The organism is Mycobacterium sp. IS-1556 (assembly GCF_001499985.1).
In the GTDB taxonomy this organism is placed as follows: Bacteria; Actinomycetota; Actinomycetes; order Mycobacteriales; family Mycobacteriaceae; genus Mycobacterium.
The window spans coordinates 462,868-478,174 of sequence record NZ_LQIM01000001.1; the positions used below are offsets into that span (position 1 = coordinate 462,868).

The 15,307-nt window shown below is 64.9% G+C and carries 14 protein-coding genes, 1 pseudogene and 1 riboswitch; of the genes and pseudogenes, 11 read left to right on the top strand and 4 right to left on the bottom strand.

Annotated elements, in window-relative coordinates:
* Window positions 1–10: 10 nt before the first annotated feature.
* From AU187_RS02220 to AU187_RS02245, 6 genes are all read left to right on the top strand, one after another.
* Complete coding sequence (locus AU187_RS02220) at window positions 11–733, top strand: hypothetical protein (protein WP_059100437.1); 723 nt, start codon at window positions 11–13, stop codon at window positions 731–733.
* A 47-nt stretch (window positions 734–780) separates the two neighbouring features.
* Window positions 781–1,437, top strand: a complete 657-nt coding sequence (locus AU187_RS02225) for a TetR/AcrR family transcriptional regulator (protein ID WP_059100436.1) — start codon at window positions 781–783, stop codon at window positions 1,435–1,437.
* Between the two features lie 58 nt (window positions 1,438–1,495).
* A complete protein-coding gene (locus AU187_RS02230) occupies window positions 1,496–2,716 on the top strand; it encodes an acyl-CoA dehydrogenase family protein (protein ID WP_059166200.1) in 1,221 nt (406 codons plus the stop codon).
* Window positions 2,713–3,489, top strand: a complete 777-nt coding sequence (locus AU187_RS02235; protein ID WP_059100434.1) for an SDR family oxidoreductase — start codon at window positions 2,713–2,715, stop codon at window positions 3,487–3,489. Before AU187_RS02230 ends, AU187_RS02235 begins: the two co-directional genes overlap by 4 nt.
* Before the next feature lie 47 nt (window positions 3,490–3,536).
* A complete protein-coding gene (locus AU187_RS02240; RefSeq protein WP_059100763.1) occupies window positions 3,537–4,523 on the top strand; it encodes a phosphotransferase family protein in 987 nt (328 codons plus the stop codon).
* Window positions 4,524–4,880: 357 nt separating this feature from the next.
* Complete coding sequence (locus AU187_RS02245) at window positions 4,881–5,315, top strand: winged helix-turn-helix transcriptional regulator (RefSeq protein WP_059100433.1); 435 nt, start codon at window positions 4,881–4,883, stop codon at window positions 5,313–5,315.
* Between the two features lie 11 nt (window positions 5,316–5,326).
* On the opposite strand, the gene AU187_RS02250 is transcribed toward AU187_RS02245, so the two are convergent.
* Both AU187_RS02250 and AU187_RS24835 read right to left on the bottom strand, forming a co-directional pair.
* Window positions 5,327–7,132 (bottom strand): FAD-dependent oxidoreductase, encoded by a 1,806-nt coding sequence (locus AU187_RS02250; RefSeq protein ID WP_059100432.1) that lies wholly within the window; start codon window positions 7,130–7,132, stop codon window positions 5,327–5,329.
* A 99-nt stretch (window positions 7,133–7,231) separates the two neighbouring features.
* The gene (locus tag AU187_RS24835) at window positions 7,232–8,203 is read right to left on the bottom strand and encodes an MDR family NADP-dependent oxidoreductase (protein WP_082683674.1); all 972 of its coding nucleotides are present in this window, start codon (window positions 8,201–8,203) and stop codon (window positions 7,232–7,234) included.
* A 115-nt stretch (window positions 8,204–8,318) separates the two neighbouring features.
* Between AU187_RS24835 and AU187_RS25830 the strand changes: the two are divergent.
* Window positions 8,319–8,456: pseudogene (locus tag AU187_RS25830) on the top strand (acyl-CoA dehydrogenase); the annotation flags it as partial.
* Between the two features lie 70 nt (window positions 8,457–8,526).
* Here AU187_RS25830 and AU187_RS02265 read toward each other — a convergent pair.
* Window positions 8,527–9,537: a MaoC family dehydratase gene (locus tag AU187_RS02265; protein ID WP_059100429.1), complete on the bottom strand. Its 1,011-nt coding sequence runs from the start codon at window positions 9,535–9,537 to the stop codon at window positions 8,527–8,529.
* Between the two features lie 257 nt (window positions 9,538–9,794).
* On the opposite strand from AU187_RS02265, the gene AU187_RS02270 reads away from it, so the two are divergent.
* Window positions 9,795–10,907 (top strand): coiled-coil domain-containing protein, encoded by a 1,113-nt coding sequence (locus AU187_RS02270; protein ID WP_059100428.1) that lies wholly within the window; start codon window positions 9,795–9,797, stop codon window positions 10,905–10,907.
* A 54-nt stretch (window positions 10,908–10,961) separates the two neighbouring features.
* On the opposite strand, the gene AU187_RS02275 is transcribed toward AU187_RS02270, so the two are convergent.
* A complete protein-coding gene (locus AU187_RS02275; RefSeq protein WP_059100427.1) occupies window positions 10,962–11,771 on the bottom strand; it encodes a DUF1906 domain-containing protein in 810 nt (269 codons plus the stop codon).
* Between the two features lie 194 nt (window positions 11,772–11,965).
* Window positions 11,966–12,085, top strand: a riboswitch (cobalamin riboswitch).
* Window positions 12,086–12,322: 237 nt separating this feature from the next.
* Here AU187_RS02275 and AU187_RS02280 point away from each other — a divergent pair.
* Genes AU187_RS02280 through AU187_RS02290 form a run of 3 tightly spaced genes read left to right on the top strand, consistent with a single transcriptional unit; the run spans window position 12,323 to window position 15,305 of the window.
* Window positions 12,323–13,336 carry a FecCD family ABC transporter permease gene (locus AU187_RS02280; RefSeq protein WP_231740378.1) on the top strand — a complete coding sequence of 338 codons (1,014 nt, stop codon included), beginning with the start codon at window positions 12,323–12,325 and terminating at the stop codon, window positions 13,334–13,336.
* Window positions 13,333–14,181 (top strand): ABC transporter ATP-binding protein, encoded by an 849-nt coding sequence (locus AU187_RS02285; RefSeq protein WP_082683671.1) that lies wholly within the window; start codon window positions 13,333–13,335, stop codon window positions 14,179–14,181. The genes AU187_RS02280 and AU187_RS02285 overlap by 4 nt, the downstream gene beginning before the upstream one ends.
* Window positions 14,178–15,305: an ABC transporter substrate-binding protein gene (locus AU187_RS02290; protein WP_082683670.1), complete on the top strand. Its 1,128-nt coding sequence runs from the start codon at window positions 14,178–14,180 to the stop codon at window positions 15,303–15,305. The genes AU187_RS02285 and AU187_RS02290 overlap by 4 nt, the downstream gene beginning before the upstream one ends.
* Window positions 15,306–15,307 lie beyond the last annotated feature (2 nt).

Below are 15,307 nucleotides of genomic sequence, written 5' to 3' on the forward strand. Positions count from 1 at the left end.
GGGAGTAGACATGGACATCAGAGGCGTGCTCTTCGCACTCGCAGATATCCTCATGATCGTCGCCGGGTTGACGTTCGGGTGGAAGTTCATTCGGAAGTACAAGAATTATCTGCTCGGACTCGAATGGATCATCGTCGGGAGCTCCGGGGTCAACTTCTTGATTTTCGGGATGCTCAAACTGAGCCAGGACAGTGCGAGTTTTCGCCTCGCAATCTTCTTGGATGCGTTCTCCAGGTCGGTGGGAATCACCTTGATCTTGGTCTTGGGTCTGATGGCGGTCACGCATTGCTACAAGCCTTCGCGCGCAGTCGATATCGGTGTCTTTGCGCTCGGCGGGGTGGTCGGGCTGCTGTTGACGGTCTACGCCCTGCGGACGGCGGATCCCGTCACGCATCACATCGGGCTCGCCGGCGCAGTCTTCTACGTCGTAGTGAATGTTCTCACCAGCATATTCCTGCTCTATTTCGCTGCGCGCCTGTGGAATATCGGTGAGCGGGGTCATGCAGTGCGGGTGGCTCTCGTGACAGCCATGGGCACCGTTATTGCGGCGACATACGACTTCTATTGGATACCCGGTGACGACGAGAACCGGACGCTGTTCTATATCGCGGCGCTGGCGACCTGGGGGCTCCAGCTGACCGTCTACTACTTCGCCTATCGCGCACTGCACGATCACAATCAACGAACGAACGCAACGAACCTCGCCGGGGACCTGTCACGGCAGACGAGCTGACATAGCAACTGACGAGCATCGCTATCGTCGTGGACTTGTGAGGACACATGAGCAGACGCCCGAAGCATGATCCCAAGGAGTCGGAACGCGAGATCCTCAACGCGGCCGAACAGTTTTTGCGGGAGAGGCCATTTCGCGAGATGACCGTCGAAGCGGTGATGAGCCGGACGGGGCTCAAAAGACCCGCGTTCTACGTGCATTTTCGCGACCGCCACGACCTCGCGCTCCGTGTCGTCGAAGACCTCGGGCAGGAACTCTCCGAGATGGTCGATCGGTGGCTGGTCGGTACCGACCTACACAACGACGCACGGGCGGCGTTCGAGGGTCTGACTGACGTGTATCAGAGGCACGGCGCGGTGCTGAGCGCGTTGGCCGACGCGGCCGGCGGCGACGCGCAGGTGGAGGCCGCCTACGGGCAGATGGTCCAACGATTCATCGATGCGACGGCCAAACGGTTCGCCGCGGATCAGGCCGAGGGACTCATCAGAGCCGATATCGACATCGAGGAAACCGCGCGGGCGCTCGTCTGGATGGATGAACGCTATCTGACCCAGGCGCTGGGTCGAGCGCCGCAGGCAGACCCGAAGCGCGTCGCGGAGGTGCTCTACAGCATTTGGGTGTCGGCTGTGTACGGGAGTGAGTCCGTTCCGAAGTCCCCTAAGGCGTCGCGTCCGCAGCGCCGACGCCGTGCGACGCGTTCCTAGCCGTCCCGGTGTTGACACCAGACGCGTGTTGTCAGTTCGACTAATCAGAGGTGGGCTCATGTCCCTGTTTGATGTTTCCGAGCGTGCCCAGCAGTACCAGGCGGATCTGCTCGAGTTCATGGATTCGCATATTTGCCCGGCCGAGGCCGTTTACGACGAGCAGATGCGGGAGTCGGGCGATCCGCACTTCCACCCGCCGATCTTGGAGGAACTCAAGGCAGAGGCGCGAAAACGTGGTCTGTGGAATCTTTTCCACCCACATCGCGACTGGGGGCCGGGGCTGACCAACCTCGAGTATGCGCCCTTGGCCGAGATCATGGGCCGCAGCCACCTTGCTCCCGAGGCGTGCAACTGCAGCGCACCGGACACCGGAAACATGGAGGTGCTCACGCTCTTCGGCACCGAGGAACACAAGGAGCGCTACCTCAAACCGTTGCTGGAGGGCACTATCCGGTCGGCGTTTGCGATGACCGAGCCCCAGGTGGCGAGCTCGGATGCGACGAACGTCGAAATGTCGATGGTCCGTGACGGCGCCGAGTATGTCCTCAACGGAAGAAAGTGGTTTGCCTCCAACGGGATGCACCGCAATTGCAAGGTGTTGATCGTGATGGGCAAGACCGACCCGGACGCTGCGGTGCACCGTCAGCAATCAATGATGGTCGTGCCGATCGACGCCCCCGGTATCACGGTGAGGCGCAACCTGCCGGTCTTCGGCTACCACGACCGCGAAGGGCACGCCGAAATCGATTTCGACGATGTCCGGGTACCTGCGAAAGATGTGCTCAAGGGTGAGGGGGAGGGCTTCGCGATCAGCCAGGCCCGTCTGGGCCCTGGTCGCATCCACCACTGCATGCGCGCGATCGGCATGGCCGAGCGGGCGCTCGAGCTGATGTGCAGACGAGCCCAGTCGCGTGTCACCTTCGGCAGACCGATCAGCGAAAACGCCAACGTTCGGGACTGGATTGCCGAGTCCCGCATCGAGATCGAGATGATCCGGCTGCTCACCCTCAAAGCCGCTCATCTGATGGATACGGTCGGCAACAAGGAGGCCCGTACAGAGATCGCGGCGATCAAGGTGGCCGCGCCGAAGATCGCGCTGCAAGTCGTCGATCGGGCTATCCAGGTGCATGGTGGCGGCGGCGTCACCGACGACTTTCCGCTGGCGACGGCGTGGGCACACCTACGCACGCTGCGACTCGCCGATGGCCCGGACGAGGTACACAAGCGCGCCATCGCCAAACAGGAGTTGCGCAAACATCGAGACGGAGCGGCGACATGACCCACCTTGATCTCACGGGGCGCACCGCGATCATCACCGGCGCCTCCCGAGGCATCGGGTTGGCTGCAGCGCAAGCAATTGCGGTAGCGGGCGGCAACGTCGTCTTGACGTCGCGTAACCAGGAATCAGCGGATGCCGCAGCCGACCAAGTGAGCGGCAACGCGCTCGGCGTAGCCGCGCATGCCGTCGACGAGCAAGCCGCCCAACGCTGCATCGACCTGACGCTCGAACGGTTCGGGAGTGTCGACATCTTGGTCAACAATGCCGGCACCAACCCGTCTTTCGGTCCGGTGATCGACCAGGATCATGCCCGCTTCGCCAAGACCTTCGACGTGAACCTCTGGGCGCCGATCCTGTGGACGTCGTTGGCGACACGGGCATGGATGGGCGAGCACGGCGGAGCCGTCGTCAATACAGCGTCCATCGGCGGGCTGGGTTTCGAAGCGAACCTCGGACTGTACAACGCATCGAAGGCAGCGCTGATTCACCTCACCAAGCAACTGGCACTCGAGCTGTCACCGAAGGTGCGTGTCAACGCTGTCGCGCCGGGCGTGGTGCGCACGAAACTGGCCGAGGCGCTGTGGAAAGCGCATGAAGCGCAGCTGACTTCGGCCACTGCTCTGGCGCGCATCGGTGAACCCGACGACGTCGGGTCGGCGATCGCGTTCCTCGTCTCCGACGCGGCGAGCTGGGTCACTGGGGAAACCTTTGTGATCGACGGCGGTCAGCGCCTCGGTGACGCCAGGCTGTTCCGGAACGGCGCCGTCAATTGACTGAAACCGTGGAGGTGATCGGTGTCGACGCCGATGCGGTGGCGCGGATGCTCACCAGGCTGGGCGTGGAATTCGTTGTGCCCCTGCATTTTCATCGGATCGGCCTCGGCCAGTCAAATCTGACGTACCGGGTCACCGACGAAGCTGGTTCCGCATGGGTGCTACGTCGCCCGCCGTTGGGTCCTCTACTGGCATCAGCTCACGACGTCGAGCGTGAGGCCCGAATCATGGCCGCCTTGGAGGACACCGACGTGCCCGTCCCCCGAATCTTGGGCGTCACAGCGGCTTCAGAGTCCTCCGCGGTGCCGCTCGTGCTGATGGAGTTCGTCGATGGGTTGGTCGTCGACACGATGGAGGTCGCCGGCGCGTTGACGCCGAGCCAGCGTCGTCAGATCGCCCTATCCCTACCGCGCACCTTGGCCAAGATCCACGCCGTCGACCTCGCGAAGGTGGGGCTTGAGGATCTGGCCAGCCGCAAACCGTACGCGCAGCGACAGCTCAAGCGATGGGCGGGGCAATGGGAACTGTCCAAGACTCGGGAGCTACCCGAGCTCGATGAGCTCACCCGACGGCTGACGGCAGCCATTCCCGAGCAACACGAGATCAGGCTGGTACACGGCGACTTTCATCTGCGCAACCTGGTCACCTCCCCGCAGACCGGCGAGGTGGTCGCGACGCTGGACTGGGAGCTGTCCACGCTCGGCGATCCGCTCGCCGACATGGGTACCCTGCTCACCTACTGGCCAGAGCCCGGCGAGACAATGGGTGGTGACTTCGCGCCGTCCACATTGCTGGGATTTCCCGATCGTGCGGAGATGGCGAGGCTCTATGTCGAAGCCAGCGGCCGCGACGCGGCCACCCTGCAGTACTGGCATGTTCTCGGGTTGTGGAAGTTGGCGATCATCGCCGAAGGCGTGATGCGCCGGGCGATAGAGGAGCCGCAGAACCAGGGCGCAGCAGGAACGCCGACCCTCGAGCGGATCGACACGCTGGTGCACAAAGCTCTGGAGATCGCCGGCGCTGCGGGGATCTGAACTTGTCGACGGAAAGGAATGACAGTGCCAGACGTTGAAATACGCGCTGGCGCGCGGCCGCACCGACTCAGCGAGATGCTGCGATGCAAAGAACAAAAAGACGTCGCCTAAATCTGTTTACCGTCATGGGAAGGCGAACTGCCGCCACTCAGCTAGATACCGTCAAGTAGCACTTGAAAAGAGCCTTCTCGCGCCCTCGGTGGCAATCAACCTAACCGGGGCGTCCGCGACAGCAGGCACCAACGACCCGCCCCACTGACCACTGCGACCGCGCATCGCCGCGGCCGTCAGAGTTTGGGCCCTCCTCGGACCGTACGCATGCTGAGTCCTGAATCGATACTCAGGTACTCTGAGAACATGGCGAGGGAATGTTCGGTTGCGGCCGCGCTCACAGTGGTGGGCCACCAGTGGTCGTTGCTGATCTTGCGCGAGGTGTTCCTGGGGGTACGCCGCTTCGACGCGATTCAGGAGGCGACGGGTGCCTCACGGGGCATTTTGGGTATGAGGCTGCGCGCGCTCACCGAGGCGGGGGTGATCGAGCGAGTGGATTACCAAGCGTCCGGGTCGCGGACCCGGCAGGAATACCGGCTTACCGCCGCCGGCCAGGAGCTGCAACCGGTGTTGACCGCGTTGATGCAGTGGGGCGACAAGCATTTGGCTGGTCCGGCGGGTCCGCCGTTGACGGTCACCCATACCGATTGCGGTGCGGCGGTGCGCGCGACGCTTCGCTGCGAGCACGGGCACGTGCTGCCTGACACCGGCCGCGGAATTACCGTGCACCACAACAGGTGACACCTGTTTCGTCACACAGCGGCGGCACGCACGTTGTGTCCGGTGAAGATCGCGGTGAGGTCCTGCAGCTCCTCGAGATGCGCTTCGTAAATCCCGCGCGGTGTCGTGTCGTACTTTCCGCACAGGTAGGCAGCGGCCGCAGTGGCGATGCCGTGCTGGGCGCCGTTGCCCATGAATTTCGTTGCTGACCCAGCGATGTGAGTGACGCTGATGTGCTTGCCGGCCATCATCAGATTGTCGATGTCGGCGGAGAACAGGCAGCGGAACGGTACGTCGAAGGGTTGATCGTCGCGCCGGTCCCACTTCCAGTCCTTGAGCCGGAAGTCGTACTTCTCGTCGCCGGGGTAGTGCAGACAGAACGGTCCTGAGTTGCGCACCACCGCGTCGGGAAACTGTGTGTGGTTGCGGATGTCGTTCTCGGTCAGAATGTAGTCGCCGCGGTAGCGGCGAAACTCCCCCTGCCCCGCAACGAAAGCGACCCAATCGAATTCGAGATTCGCGTAGGTGTCGGGTTCGAGACGCTTGACATTGGCGAGGGTGCCGTAGAGCGCGCGCAGCAGATGGTCGCGGATATGTTCGCCCTCGGTGTAGGGGTTCAGCGTCTGACCGTATTCCCAAAAGTGTGTGAGCGGCAGCAGCATCCGGCGTCTGATCGCCGGGTCGGGGGTTTTCCCGGGTCCCGCGACCGGGCCGGGAACGTTGTCAATGCCTGGTCGCTCGAGTTGACCGCCGAGGTTGGCGTAATCTTTGGCGACCTCAGTTGCCCAGGGCACGTCGGGGAACGAGACAGGTTGCTCGGCCATGCGGGTGCGGAAGAACAGGGTGTGCCCGTGGTGAGAGTCCAGGTGCTGCTCCGGTGCGGTCGGTTCACCGAACTCGTGTCGGGATTCGTGCCCGAACAGGGTGTCGGCGCCGGCGAGCAGACCGAGGATCGCAGTGCCGCTGCAGTCGATGAACACCGGTGCAATATAACGGCTTTCGCGCCCGGTACGCGCGTCGCGGGCATCGACGGACACAATACGCGAGTCGGACACCTCGGCGTCATACACTGTGTGTTCGAGCAGTACGGTCGCGGTCGGCTCTGCTTGCAGCAGCGTAAGGGCCCGCAGATCACCATCAGTCCCGCGAGCGGCGAGCGCGTCAACGAGGGGGCCGGTTTCACCCCGCGGGGTGAGACCGATCTCGACACTGGCATTGCCCCCGAGACAGGGCCGATTCTGAATCAACGCCACCCGACACCCCAATCGCGCCGCTACAAGCGCGGCCGCTGACCCAGTGACACCGCCGCCGACGACGACGACGTCGAAGTCGCCTCCCTCGACAGGTGTCTCCGGCAGGCCGCGCAACCGTCGTCGCCACGACCGCGCGTCCGGTCCGGCGCCGTTTAGGGGCGCCCCGTCGTCGCGGGTGAACAATAACGCGTCACAACGCCCGTCGAACCCGGTCAAATCGTGCAACACCAACTGGGCGCTGCCCGCGGCCAGATCGATCATTCCGGCGGATTCCCACGACCAGTCCCGGCCGCTGGCGCCGAACTCCGTGGCAAGCGTGAAGCCGTTGACCGACAGCGTGAATCGACCCGGGTGATGCGACGGAACCCAGTCCTTGGTGTGGACCCACACGTAGTAGGAGCCGGACACGGCGACCTCGATCACCGCGCTCGCGTCCGCGACCGGCGTGCCCAATCCGTGCGCAAGAAGATACGGTGCACCCATCTGCGACTCGAACTGAGAATCGAGCACCCAGCCGCCGTAATCGTCGAACTCTGCGGCAGTCACCAGATTTCCGGTCTCCACGCCGGTCCCGGTCGCGTTCATTAATCCTCCTGCACATCTGTATTCGCTACTCGAAGAGCCAGAGCACCCGCCTCGACCCAGGCGCGCGGCGCGGTCGAATCTGTCAGGACAACTTGCTTATCATCGTTGCCGATGTTGCCGCCGCCGGAAAGTTGCATAAACGCCTTCGGCGCCTGCGCGAGTCCGACCCGAATCGTTTCGAGATAGCCGATCGCACGGTCGCGCACCTACGGCGCAACATCGTCGAGGACCTGCTTCCTTCGGTCGAGGTGATCGGTAATGACGAAGCTCTGCATGGCGATGCGACGCGAGACAAGTTCGAACATATTCGACAGGCCTGGCTTCGGTACGGACTGGTTGTAATCGGCGATGGTGCCCCACAGCGCGGATCAGCTCTGTCATTGGCGTTGTCGATTTAGGGTGTTTGTATCCCACATTGTCGAAGTGCACGTCGATACCGTCAGGGGTGGCAGCGCTCAGTAGGCGGCTTACGTCGCCGCCGTGGTAGTCGAACGCCTCCTCGAAACCAAGTTCGTTGCACAGCCATTCATGCTTAGCAGCGCTATCGGCGCTGCCGATAACCCGGTGACCGCGCGCATGCGCAAGTTGACCCACCAGACCGCCGACCGCGCCTGCGGGACCGGACGAAATCACCGTGTCTCTGGGGTACAGGCCCGCAACGTCGAGCAACCGGACATAAGCGGTCAGGCCGGGAATGCCGAGCACTACCAGATATGCGCTCAGCGGTGCGATGCCCGGGTCGACGACCAGGGCGTTTGTGTCACGAACCACCGCCAGGTCGCGCCATCCGGCGTGGTGCTGCAAATACGCACCCACTGATGCCGTCGTCGACCGGGACTCGACGACCTCGCCGGACAACGCACGACCGACCTCAAACGGCGGTAGGTCGAACTTTCCGACGTTCATTCGCCGCCGCATGTACGGATCCACCGACATACGCCGGTTCCAGACGAGGGTTTCACCCTTCGCGAGCTTCCGCACCGGCACCTCCGCAACGGTGAAACTCGCGGCGCTCAGGGCGCCGACCGGTCGCGAAGCGAGATGGACCTGGCGACTGATCCGACCGGTCACTGGCCGAACCCGTCAACGTAACCCTGTCCCAAGCTCGTATATGGCACATGGGAAGACCATAACATGCTGAGTTCAGAATGCAGACCCAGCGAATTCGGTGCCGAAATCGCGGCGCGACTGGGGGCCTGGGCTGACCAACCTTGAATACGAACCGCTGGCCGAAATCATGGGCCGCAGCCACCTTGCTCCTGAAGCGTGCAACTGCAGCGCACCGGACACCGGCAACATGGAGGTGCTCACGCTCTTCGGCACCGTCCGAAGCGCTCGGGTCGGTCGCCGGGCACAAAGAGCAGGCTGCCCATGCAGGACCTCCGGGTGTCCGCTCACGCCAGGACCGCGCTGAAGGTCCAATCCAGCACCGGGCGTCCATCAGCGCCGCCGGAGTTGGCATCGGCCGTGACGCGCAAATGTGCCAGCCCGCCACCATCGGGAAGGGGATCCAGTCCCTGCACGGTAACCACCGAGTTGATCATGTCTCCTTCGTGCACGGGGCCGACATGATCGCAGCCGGCCCAGCCACCGACAGTGACCATCGCCGGCAGTGCTCGGACCGACTGGTTCAACGCCAGACCGATGGTGTGGCCCCCATAAACCAGACGAGAACCGCCGGCTGCGACGGCGTCGTGGTGCACCGTTGCGAGATTGCCGGTCAGCCGCGCCAACTCCGGGGCGGACGAAACCAGTTCGGCCCCTTCGACATTCCACGTCTGGCCCACCTGCAGATCCGCGAAGTGCGGGCCGGCAACGCGCTCCTTGAAACGGGCGAGGTTCCAGTCGGCGATACCCGCGGTCAGGTCCGCGAGCGATGACTGACGCCCGATGACGGCGAGGTCGTCTCGCGGCCCGTCCTCGACGGAATCGTTGGGGGAGAGCGGCAGCATTGCGCAGCGCCAGTACTCCAGCACCACCTGGCCGTGCTGGTCGGTGGTCACGATATGCAATGCGGCCAGTCCCGTCGGCCGCCTGCCTTCACGCCGGGTGTTTTCCTTGAGCCCGTCAACCGTGGTGACCGTCGAAAGAGTGTCACCGACCACGGGGTACCGACGGAACGCCAGACCCCGGTAGAACAGGTTGGCCTTGACATGTTGAGTCACCGTCGTGGATTGGCCGATCGAGGTGTCCCACACCACGGCCGGGGGGACCAGGCCCCGGTGCCCTGTCACATCCTCGGCGAGCGTGTCGTCCAGAAACAGTCGGAGGCGGTTGCCGACGATGGCATGGTGGGCCGCCACCAGGCCGTCGGTAAGGGTTACGGCGGGCGAGTCTGCGAACTCCATGCCCACCTTGAGTTCGTCAAAATACGGCCCGCGCACGTGGGTGGTTACGTCTGACATGCTGCTCCAGGAGTCGACTTCCTGGTCGGACTGTACTGGCGAATTATTCTCCGCTGACGATCGCATCGGAAAGCGTCGCCCTCAACTGACGCGCGTGAAAACGGAAGCAAGTGGGGGTGGCCTTGGTGCCGATGGTCGCGACGGACGATCTCGTTGAAGGGACGAATAGACATCGCCGTTGCAAGTTTCTAACCTGTCCGAGACACATGTAGCCGGGCCAAGGTCGGTCCCTGCAACGAAGGATCCTGACAATCCGAATGAGTCGGGCGGGCCACTCTCTTCGACGAACAGTGGGCGGGTTTGCTGCCGCGGTACTGGTGCTGGCCATGTCCTTGGCGGGCGACGTAAATGCCGACCCGGCGGCGGACGCGCTGGCCAGGCTCGACGAGTTGTCCCGTCAGGCGCTGCAGAGTCGTGAAGCCGTCACAGTCGCGCAACGCGATGCCGCCGCAAAACTGGCCGCCCTGACCGCCGCCGAAGACCGGCATCGCGCAGACCAGGCAACCCTCGACGCCGCGAACTCCCAGCTCGCTCCCCATCAAGCCGCGGCCGACCGGGTGGCGGCGATGACGTACGTGAGTGGACGCACCGGCCAGTGGGCGGCGTTGCTGACCGCAAGCTCCCCGCAACAGCTGATCGACGGGCTATCTCTGCAGCGGGCGGTAGCCGCTGTAACGGCCGATCAGTTGAAGGCCTTTCGAATAGCCCGTGAGCGCGCGGCCGTCGCCGCCAACGCCTCAGAGAAATCGGCCGCTGACGCCCGCGCCGCGGCGGAGAAGTCTGCTGCAGTGCGCGCAGACCTGCAGGCAAAATTCAGAGAACTGCAGCGTCAGATCGCCGCCGCGGAGGCCCAGTACGCGGCGTTGACACCCGCTCAACAGGCGGCTGTCGACAACGCGGCCGCACCGCCGCCACCGCAGGCTGTGCCCCCTCCGGCCAACCCCCTACTCAACGCGATGCCCGGCCAACCTCCCCCTGCCGCTGTCCCTCCACCCGCGGCCCCCGCGGACATCCCGGAGGCGCTGCCCGTCGGAGTCGCCTATGAGGCCGGCCTACAGCCCAACACCATCCTGGCTGCCCGCGCCGTCAGCCACAGGTTCCCCCAGATTGCCGACATCGACGGGGTGCGCCCCGACTCCAAGCCGTGGCATCCGAGCGGCCTGGCGATCGACATCATGATCCCCAATCCCGAAAGCCCCGAGGGCATCGCGCTCGGAGACGAAATCCTCGCGTTCATGATGAGCAACGCGAGCCGATTCGGTTTGCAAGATGTGATCTGGCGCGGCACCTACTACACACCGAGCGGTCCTGCAGGATCGGGCTACGGTCACTTTGACCACGTGCACGTCACCACGACACCACGCCGCTGACCGACGAGTCGCGTCACGCCGCACCCTCTCGACCGCGGCGCTGTATTCCTGCCCTCACGGATGTAGGTTCCACTGGCCGCAATCGCTGGCCAGGACGTCGTTGACGTCGACGCGGATGCCGCCGACCACCGGTCCCGGATTCGAGGCGGTGTCGATGATGCGCTGGTACAGAACCGCCGCGGGGTAGATCTGACCGCGCGACCAGGACCGCGTCTGCCACGCCCAGACGTGGCCGGGCGATTTTGACCGCCCGATGACACCATCGGCCGCGGCCCACTGGCAGGTATTGATGCCCCCGTAGACACCGGTGCGCTGCGCGCCGAGCACCGAGTTGATTCCCCGAAACCACGGCAGCGCCAGATCGTTCCACGCCGTGCGGTCGATGTCGTCGTCGACGCTGAAGAAGATCGGTGCGCTCCGGCCACCACCGGCCGCGGTGTGCAGTTGCCAAGCGGTACGCGCGTCGGCGACGCCGCCGGCGTACCCACGGGTGAAGTCCGATGGTGCTGTCCCGCCCGGCTTTCCGTATTGGTAGTTGCTGACGATGACCAGACCGGCGGCGGTCAGGGACTTGGCGTACGGAAGGGTGATCGGCTTGGCGCCGAAGGACGAGCCGGGCCGCGACGTGGATACGTAGTTGATCACCCCGGAGTGGCCGGCGGCTCGGATGGCTTGGGCCGGGATCTGGCGCATGGCGTAGTCGATAAGAGTTGGAGCGGCGGCCTCTGCGGTCGGACTGCCGACACTCGCCGATGCCGCACCCAACCCGACCAGCGCCGAAGCGGCTGCGGCATACCGCAATGCATCACGCCGGGAGACCGGGCATGAACGCCGAAGGCTATATGTCTCCGGCGGGCCCTCCACGGCAGGATGTTAACAATGAGACTCCTGTTAACGGTGTAGCCACGCCGGGCGAGTTGCCGGTGTCGCGAAGCCGTGCGAGAGCGGCGCTTTCGCCCTCCGGGATCGCGATCACAGCTGCGGCCGCGCAGCGGAGGCACCGCACAGGGCCTGTGCGCACGGGTTATTGTGTGAGCGGTTATAGCCGCGGTGGGGCTAGGAAGCCGGTGTGATTCCGGCACGGTCCCGCCACTGTGACCGGGGAGCGGACCCCACGCGTGACCACGGCCTGCGGGCTGGAAGGGCGGGGCGAGCGGTGATCCGGGAGTCAGGACACTGCGCCGCCGCGGGCCGGGATGACGGGGCGTGGAAACCCCGGGACGGAGATCGCTCATGCACACGCGTGCCCGAAATTGCCGAAGGTTCATCGCCCGTCGACAGGCGATGCGTGAAATGCCGAGCGGCCCTGCAGTTCTGACATGACGCCAGTGGCGGCCACTCTGTGTCGCCACCTCACCTCCACGTCACGATCACCATCGAGGGGATCGCTGTCGGCAACGTGGTTCGTCGTGTTGATGTTTGGCCTTTTCGTACTGGGGCTCGCCTCGACGGTGATCGCGGTCGGCATCGGGTCGGTACGCATCCCTGCGGGAACGGTGGTGGAGGTGATCTGGGCGAAGACGCTCGGATCGGCGAGCGGCGAGGTAGCTTCGCACATCGTCCAAATCGTCTGGGACTTAAGGGTTCCCCGCGTTGCGCTCGCCGCGCTCGTCGGCGCGGGTCTCAGTGTGGTGGGAGTTGCGGTGCAGGCGCTGGTGCGCAATCCGATCGCCGACCCGTACGTGCTAGGCGTCTCGTCGGGTGCCTCCATCGGTGCGGCGGCCGTCATCGTGTACGGCAGCGCATTGGGGCTCGGCGCTTTGGGACTGAGCGGAGCCGCGTTCGCGACCGCCTGTCTGTCGATGGCAATGGTCTATCTGGTCGCCAGGCGCAGCGGCCTCGGGCTCAGTCCGCTGCGGTTGGTGCTCACCGGCGTGGTCGTCGGTTACGTGCTCTCCGCGCTGACAAGCTATTTGGTGTTTCTCGGCGACCCGCGCGGCGCCCAGCAGGTGTTGTTCTGGCTGTTAGGGGGTTTCGAGCGCGCGCGATGGTCGACATCGGCGATTCCGGCGATCGCGCTGGCACTAGTTCTCGTGTGGCTCGTCGCCCGCGCCCGGCCGATGGATGCGCTACTCGCCGGCGACGAGGCCGCCGTCACCTTCGGCGTTGCGGTGGCGCGGGTGCGCCTGGAGTTGTTTGTGGCCACCGCGGCGTTGACCGCGGTCATGGTTGCGGTGTCCGGAGCGGTCGGGTTTGTCGGGCTGGTGGTGCCCCACATCGTGCGGCTGCTGGTCGGTGGATTGCACCGACCGGTGTTGATCGCCAGCGCGCTGTTCGGTGCGGTCTTCATGATCTGGGTGGACCTGGCCGCGCGCACGCTGGCCAGCCCGCAAGGGATACCGGTCGGCATTCTGACCGCCATCGTTGGCGGCCCGTTGTTTCTCTTCCTGATGTCCCGTCGTGACCGACTGGAGGGCGGCCTTCGATGAGCGACGCCGCAGACGTCAACGTCGATCAGCTCGCCGTGCGGGTCGGGGGCAGGCTGCTGATCGACGGGTTGAGCATCGACGTGGGACCCGGCCGGTTCGTCGGGCTGGTGGGTCCGAATGGCAGCGGAAAATCCTCGTTGCTCAAGGCGATTTACCGGGTGCTGCGCCCCGAGCGCGGCGAGATCAGCATCGGCGGTGTCCGCGCCACCTCGCTGAACCCGAGGGCGTTCGCTCGCACTCTGGCTGTCGTGGCGCAGGAAGCGCCGATGGACGTCGGACTCAGCGTGACCGACATGGTGATGCTCGGCCGGATTCCTCACCAGCGCGCACTGAGCCGTACCTCATCGGCCGACCGTGCGGCCGCCGTCGACGCCTTGGCCACCGTCGGCGCCGCCGACCTCGCAGAGCGGGCTTGGCCCACGTTGTCAGGCGGTGAGAAGCAGCGTGTGCTGCTGGCCCGCGCTCTGGCCCAAGACTGCCGGGTGCTGGTGCTGGACGAGCCGACCAATCACCTTGACGTGCGCCACCAGTTCGACCTGCTGCGGCTTATTCGTGGCCTCGGGGTGACCACCCTCGCCGCGCTGCACGACTTCAACCTCGCCGCCGAGTTCTGCGACGACGTCGTCGTCCTGCAGCAGGGAGCGGTCGTCGCCGCAGGATCCCCGGCCGAAGTGCTCGTCGACGAGATCGTGCTTCCGGTGTTCGGCGTGCACGTCGACCACATCCGGCACCCACGCACCGGAGCGCTGCGGCTGCTCCTGTCTGCACCCGACGGCATTGACGATCCGGACGCAGTTCCGAGCACCGTCTCATCTACCACCGCGACCCAGGAGCACTGTCCATGAACGGAATTCGACCCATATGCCCGGTGCTCGCCGCCGTCGCGGTCGCCATCACCGGCTGCGCCGGCGACGGACCGAATGCGGTTGTAGACCCGCCCCGGTCGGGTGAACACAGCATCACTGTTGCCGGTGATCTGCCACCCGTCACCGCCGAGTTCAGCTGGCCGCCGGCCAACACGCCGCCGGACCACTACCCGGTAACTGTGTCCTCCTGCGGTGAGCCGGTGACCTTCGACGAAGCGCCGGACCGCGCTGTCGTTAACGACGACAACATGATCGAGTTGATGTTCGCTCTGGGTCTGACCGATCGAATGGCCGGCTATGCCGGCGCTGGTGAGCGCCTGCGGTTAGCGGTGTTCATCGACGACTATGCCGCCGCGACCTCGCTCGGCCCCGACTACTTCGCTCTCGAACCGCTGCTGGGCGTCGCGCCGGACTTCGTCTTCGCGGGCTGGAACTATGGATTCGATACCGGAGGCATCAACCCCGACAGCCTCGCCGAGTTGGGCATTCCCAGCTATGTGCTGTCCGAGTCATGCCGACGCGTCGACGACACGCTCGCCCCCGCCACCATCGACGAGTGGTTCGGTGACGTGCGTGCCATCGCCGCCATCTTCGGAGTGCCCGAACGCGCCGAGGCTCTGATCGCGCACTGGCAGCAGCGGCTCGTTCGGGTCGCTGACCGCATTCCGGCCGACGCAGAGCCGGTACGGGTGTTCTGTTGGGACTGGGGCACCGACACTTTGGGCACCGGCGCAGGATTGACGATCGTCCCGCAGCTTTACCAGCGGGCCGGCGCGGTCAACGTCTTCGCCGACCTGGAGGAGATGTGGGAGAACGTCTCGTTCGAGGCGTTCGTCCAGCGAGCCCCCGAGTTGATCGCGGTCACCGACTACGGAGACGGGCCGACCGGGCAGCAGAAAATCGAGATGCTCAAGGCGATGGACGGTGTCGGCACGGTGCCTGCGGTTCGCGACAACCGCTTCCTCGTGTTGCCCCAGGAAGCGGTCAACCCCGGTATTCGTATCGTCGACGGAATCGAAGCGCTCGCCGCGAACCTGTATCCCGAGCAATTCGCCGACCTCGTCGACACACCCGGATTCGGCCTGGCGGCGACGGCCAGCTAGGA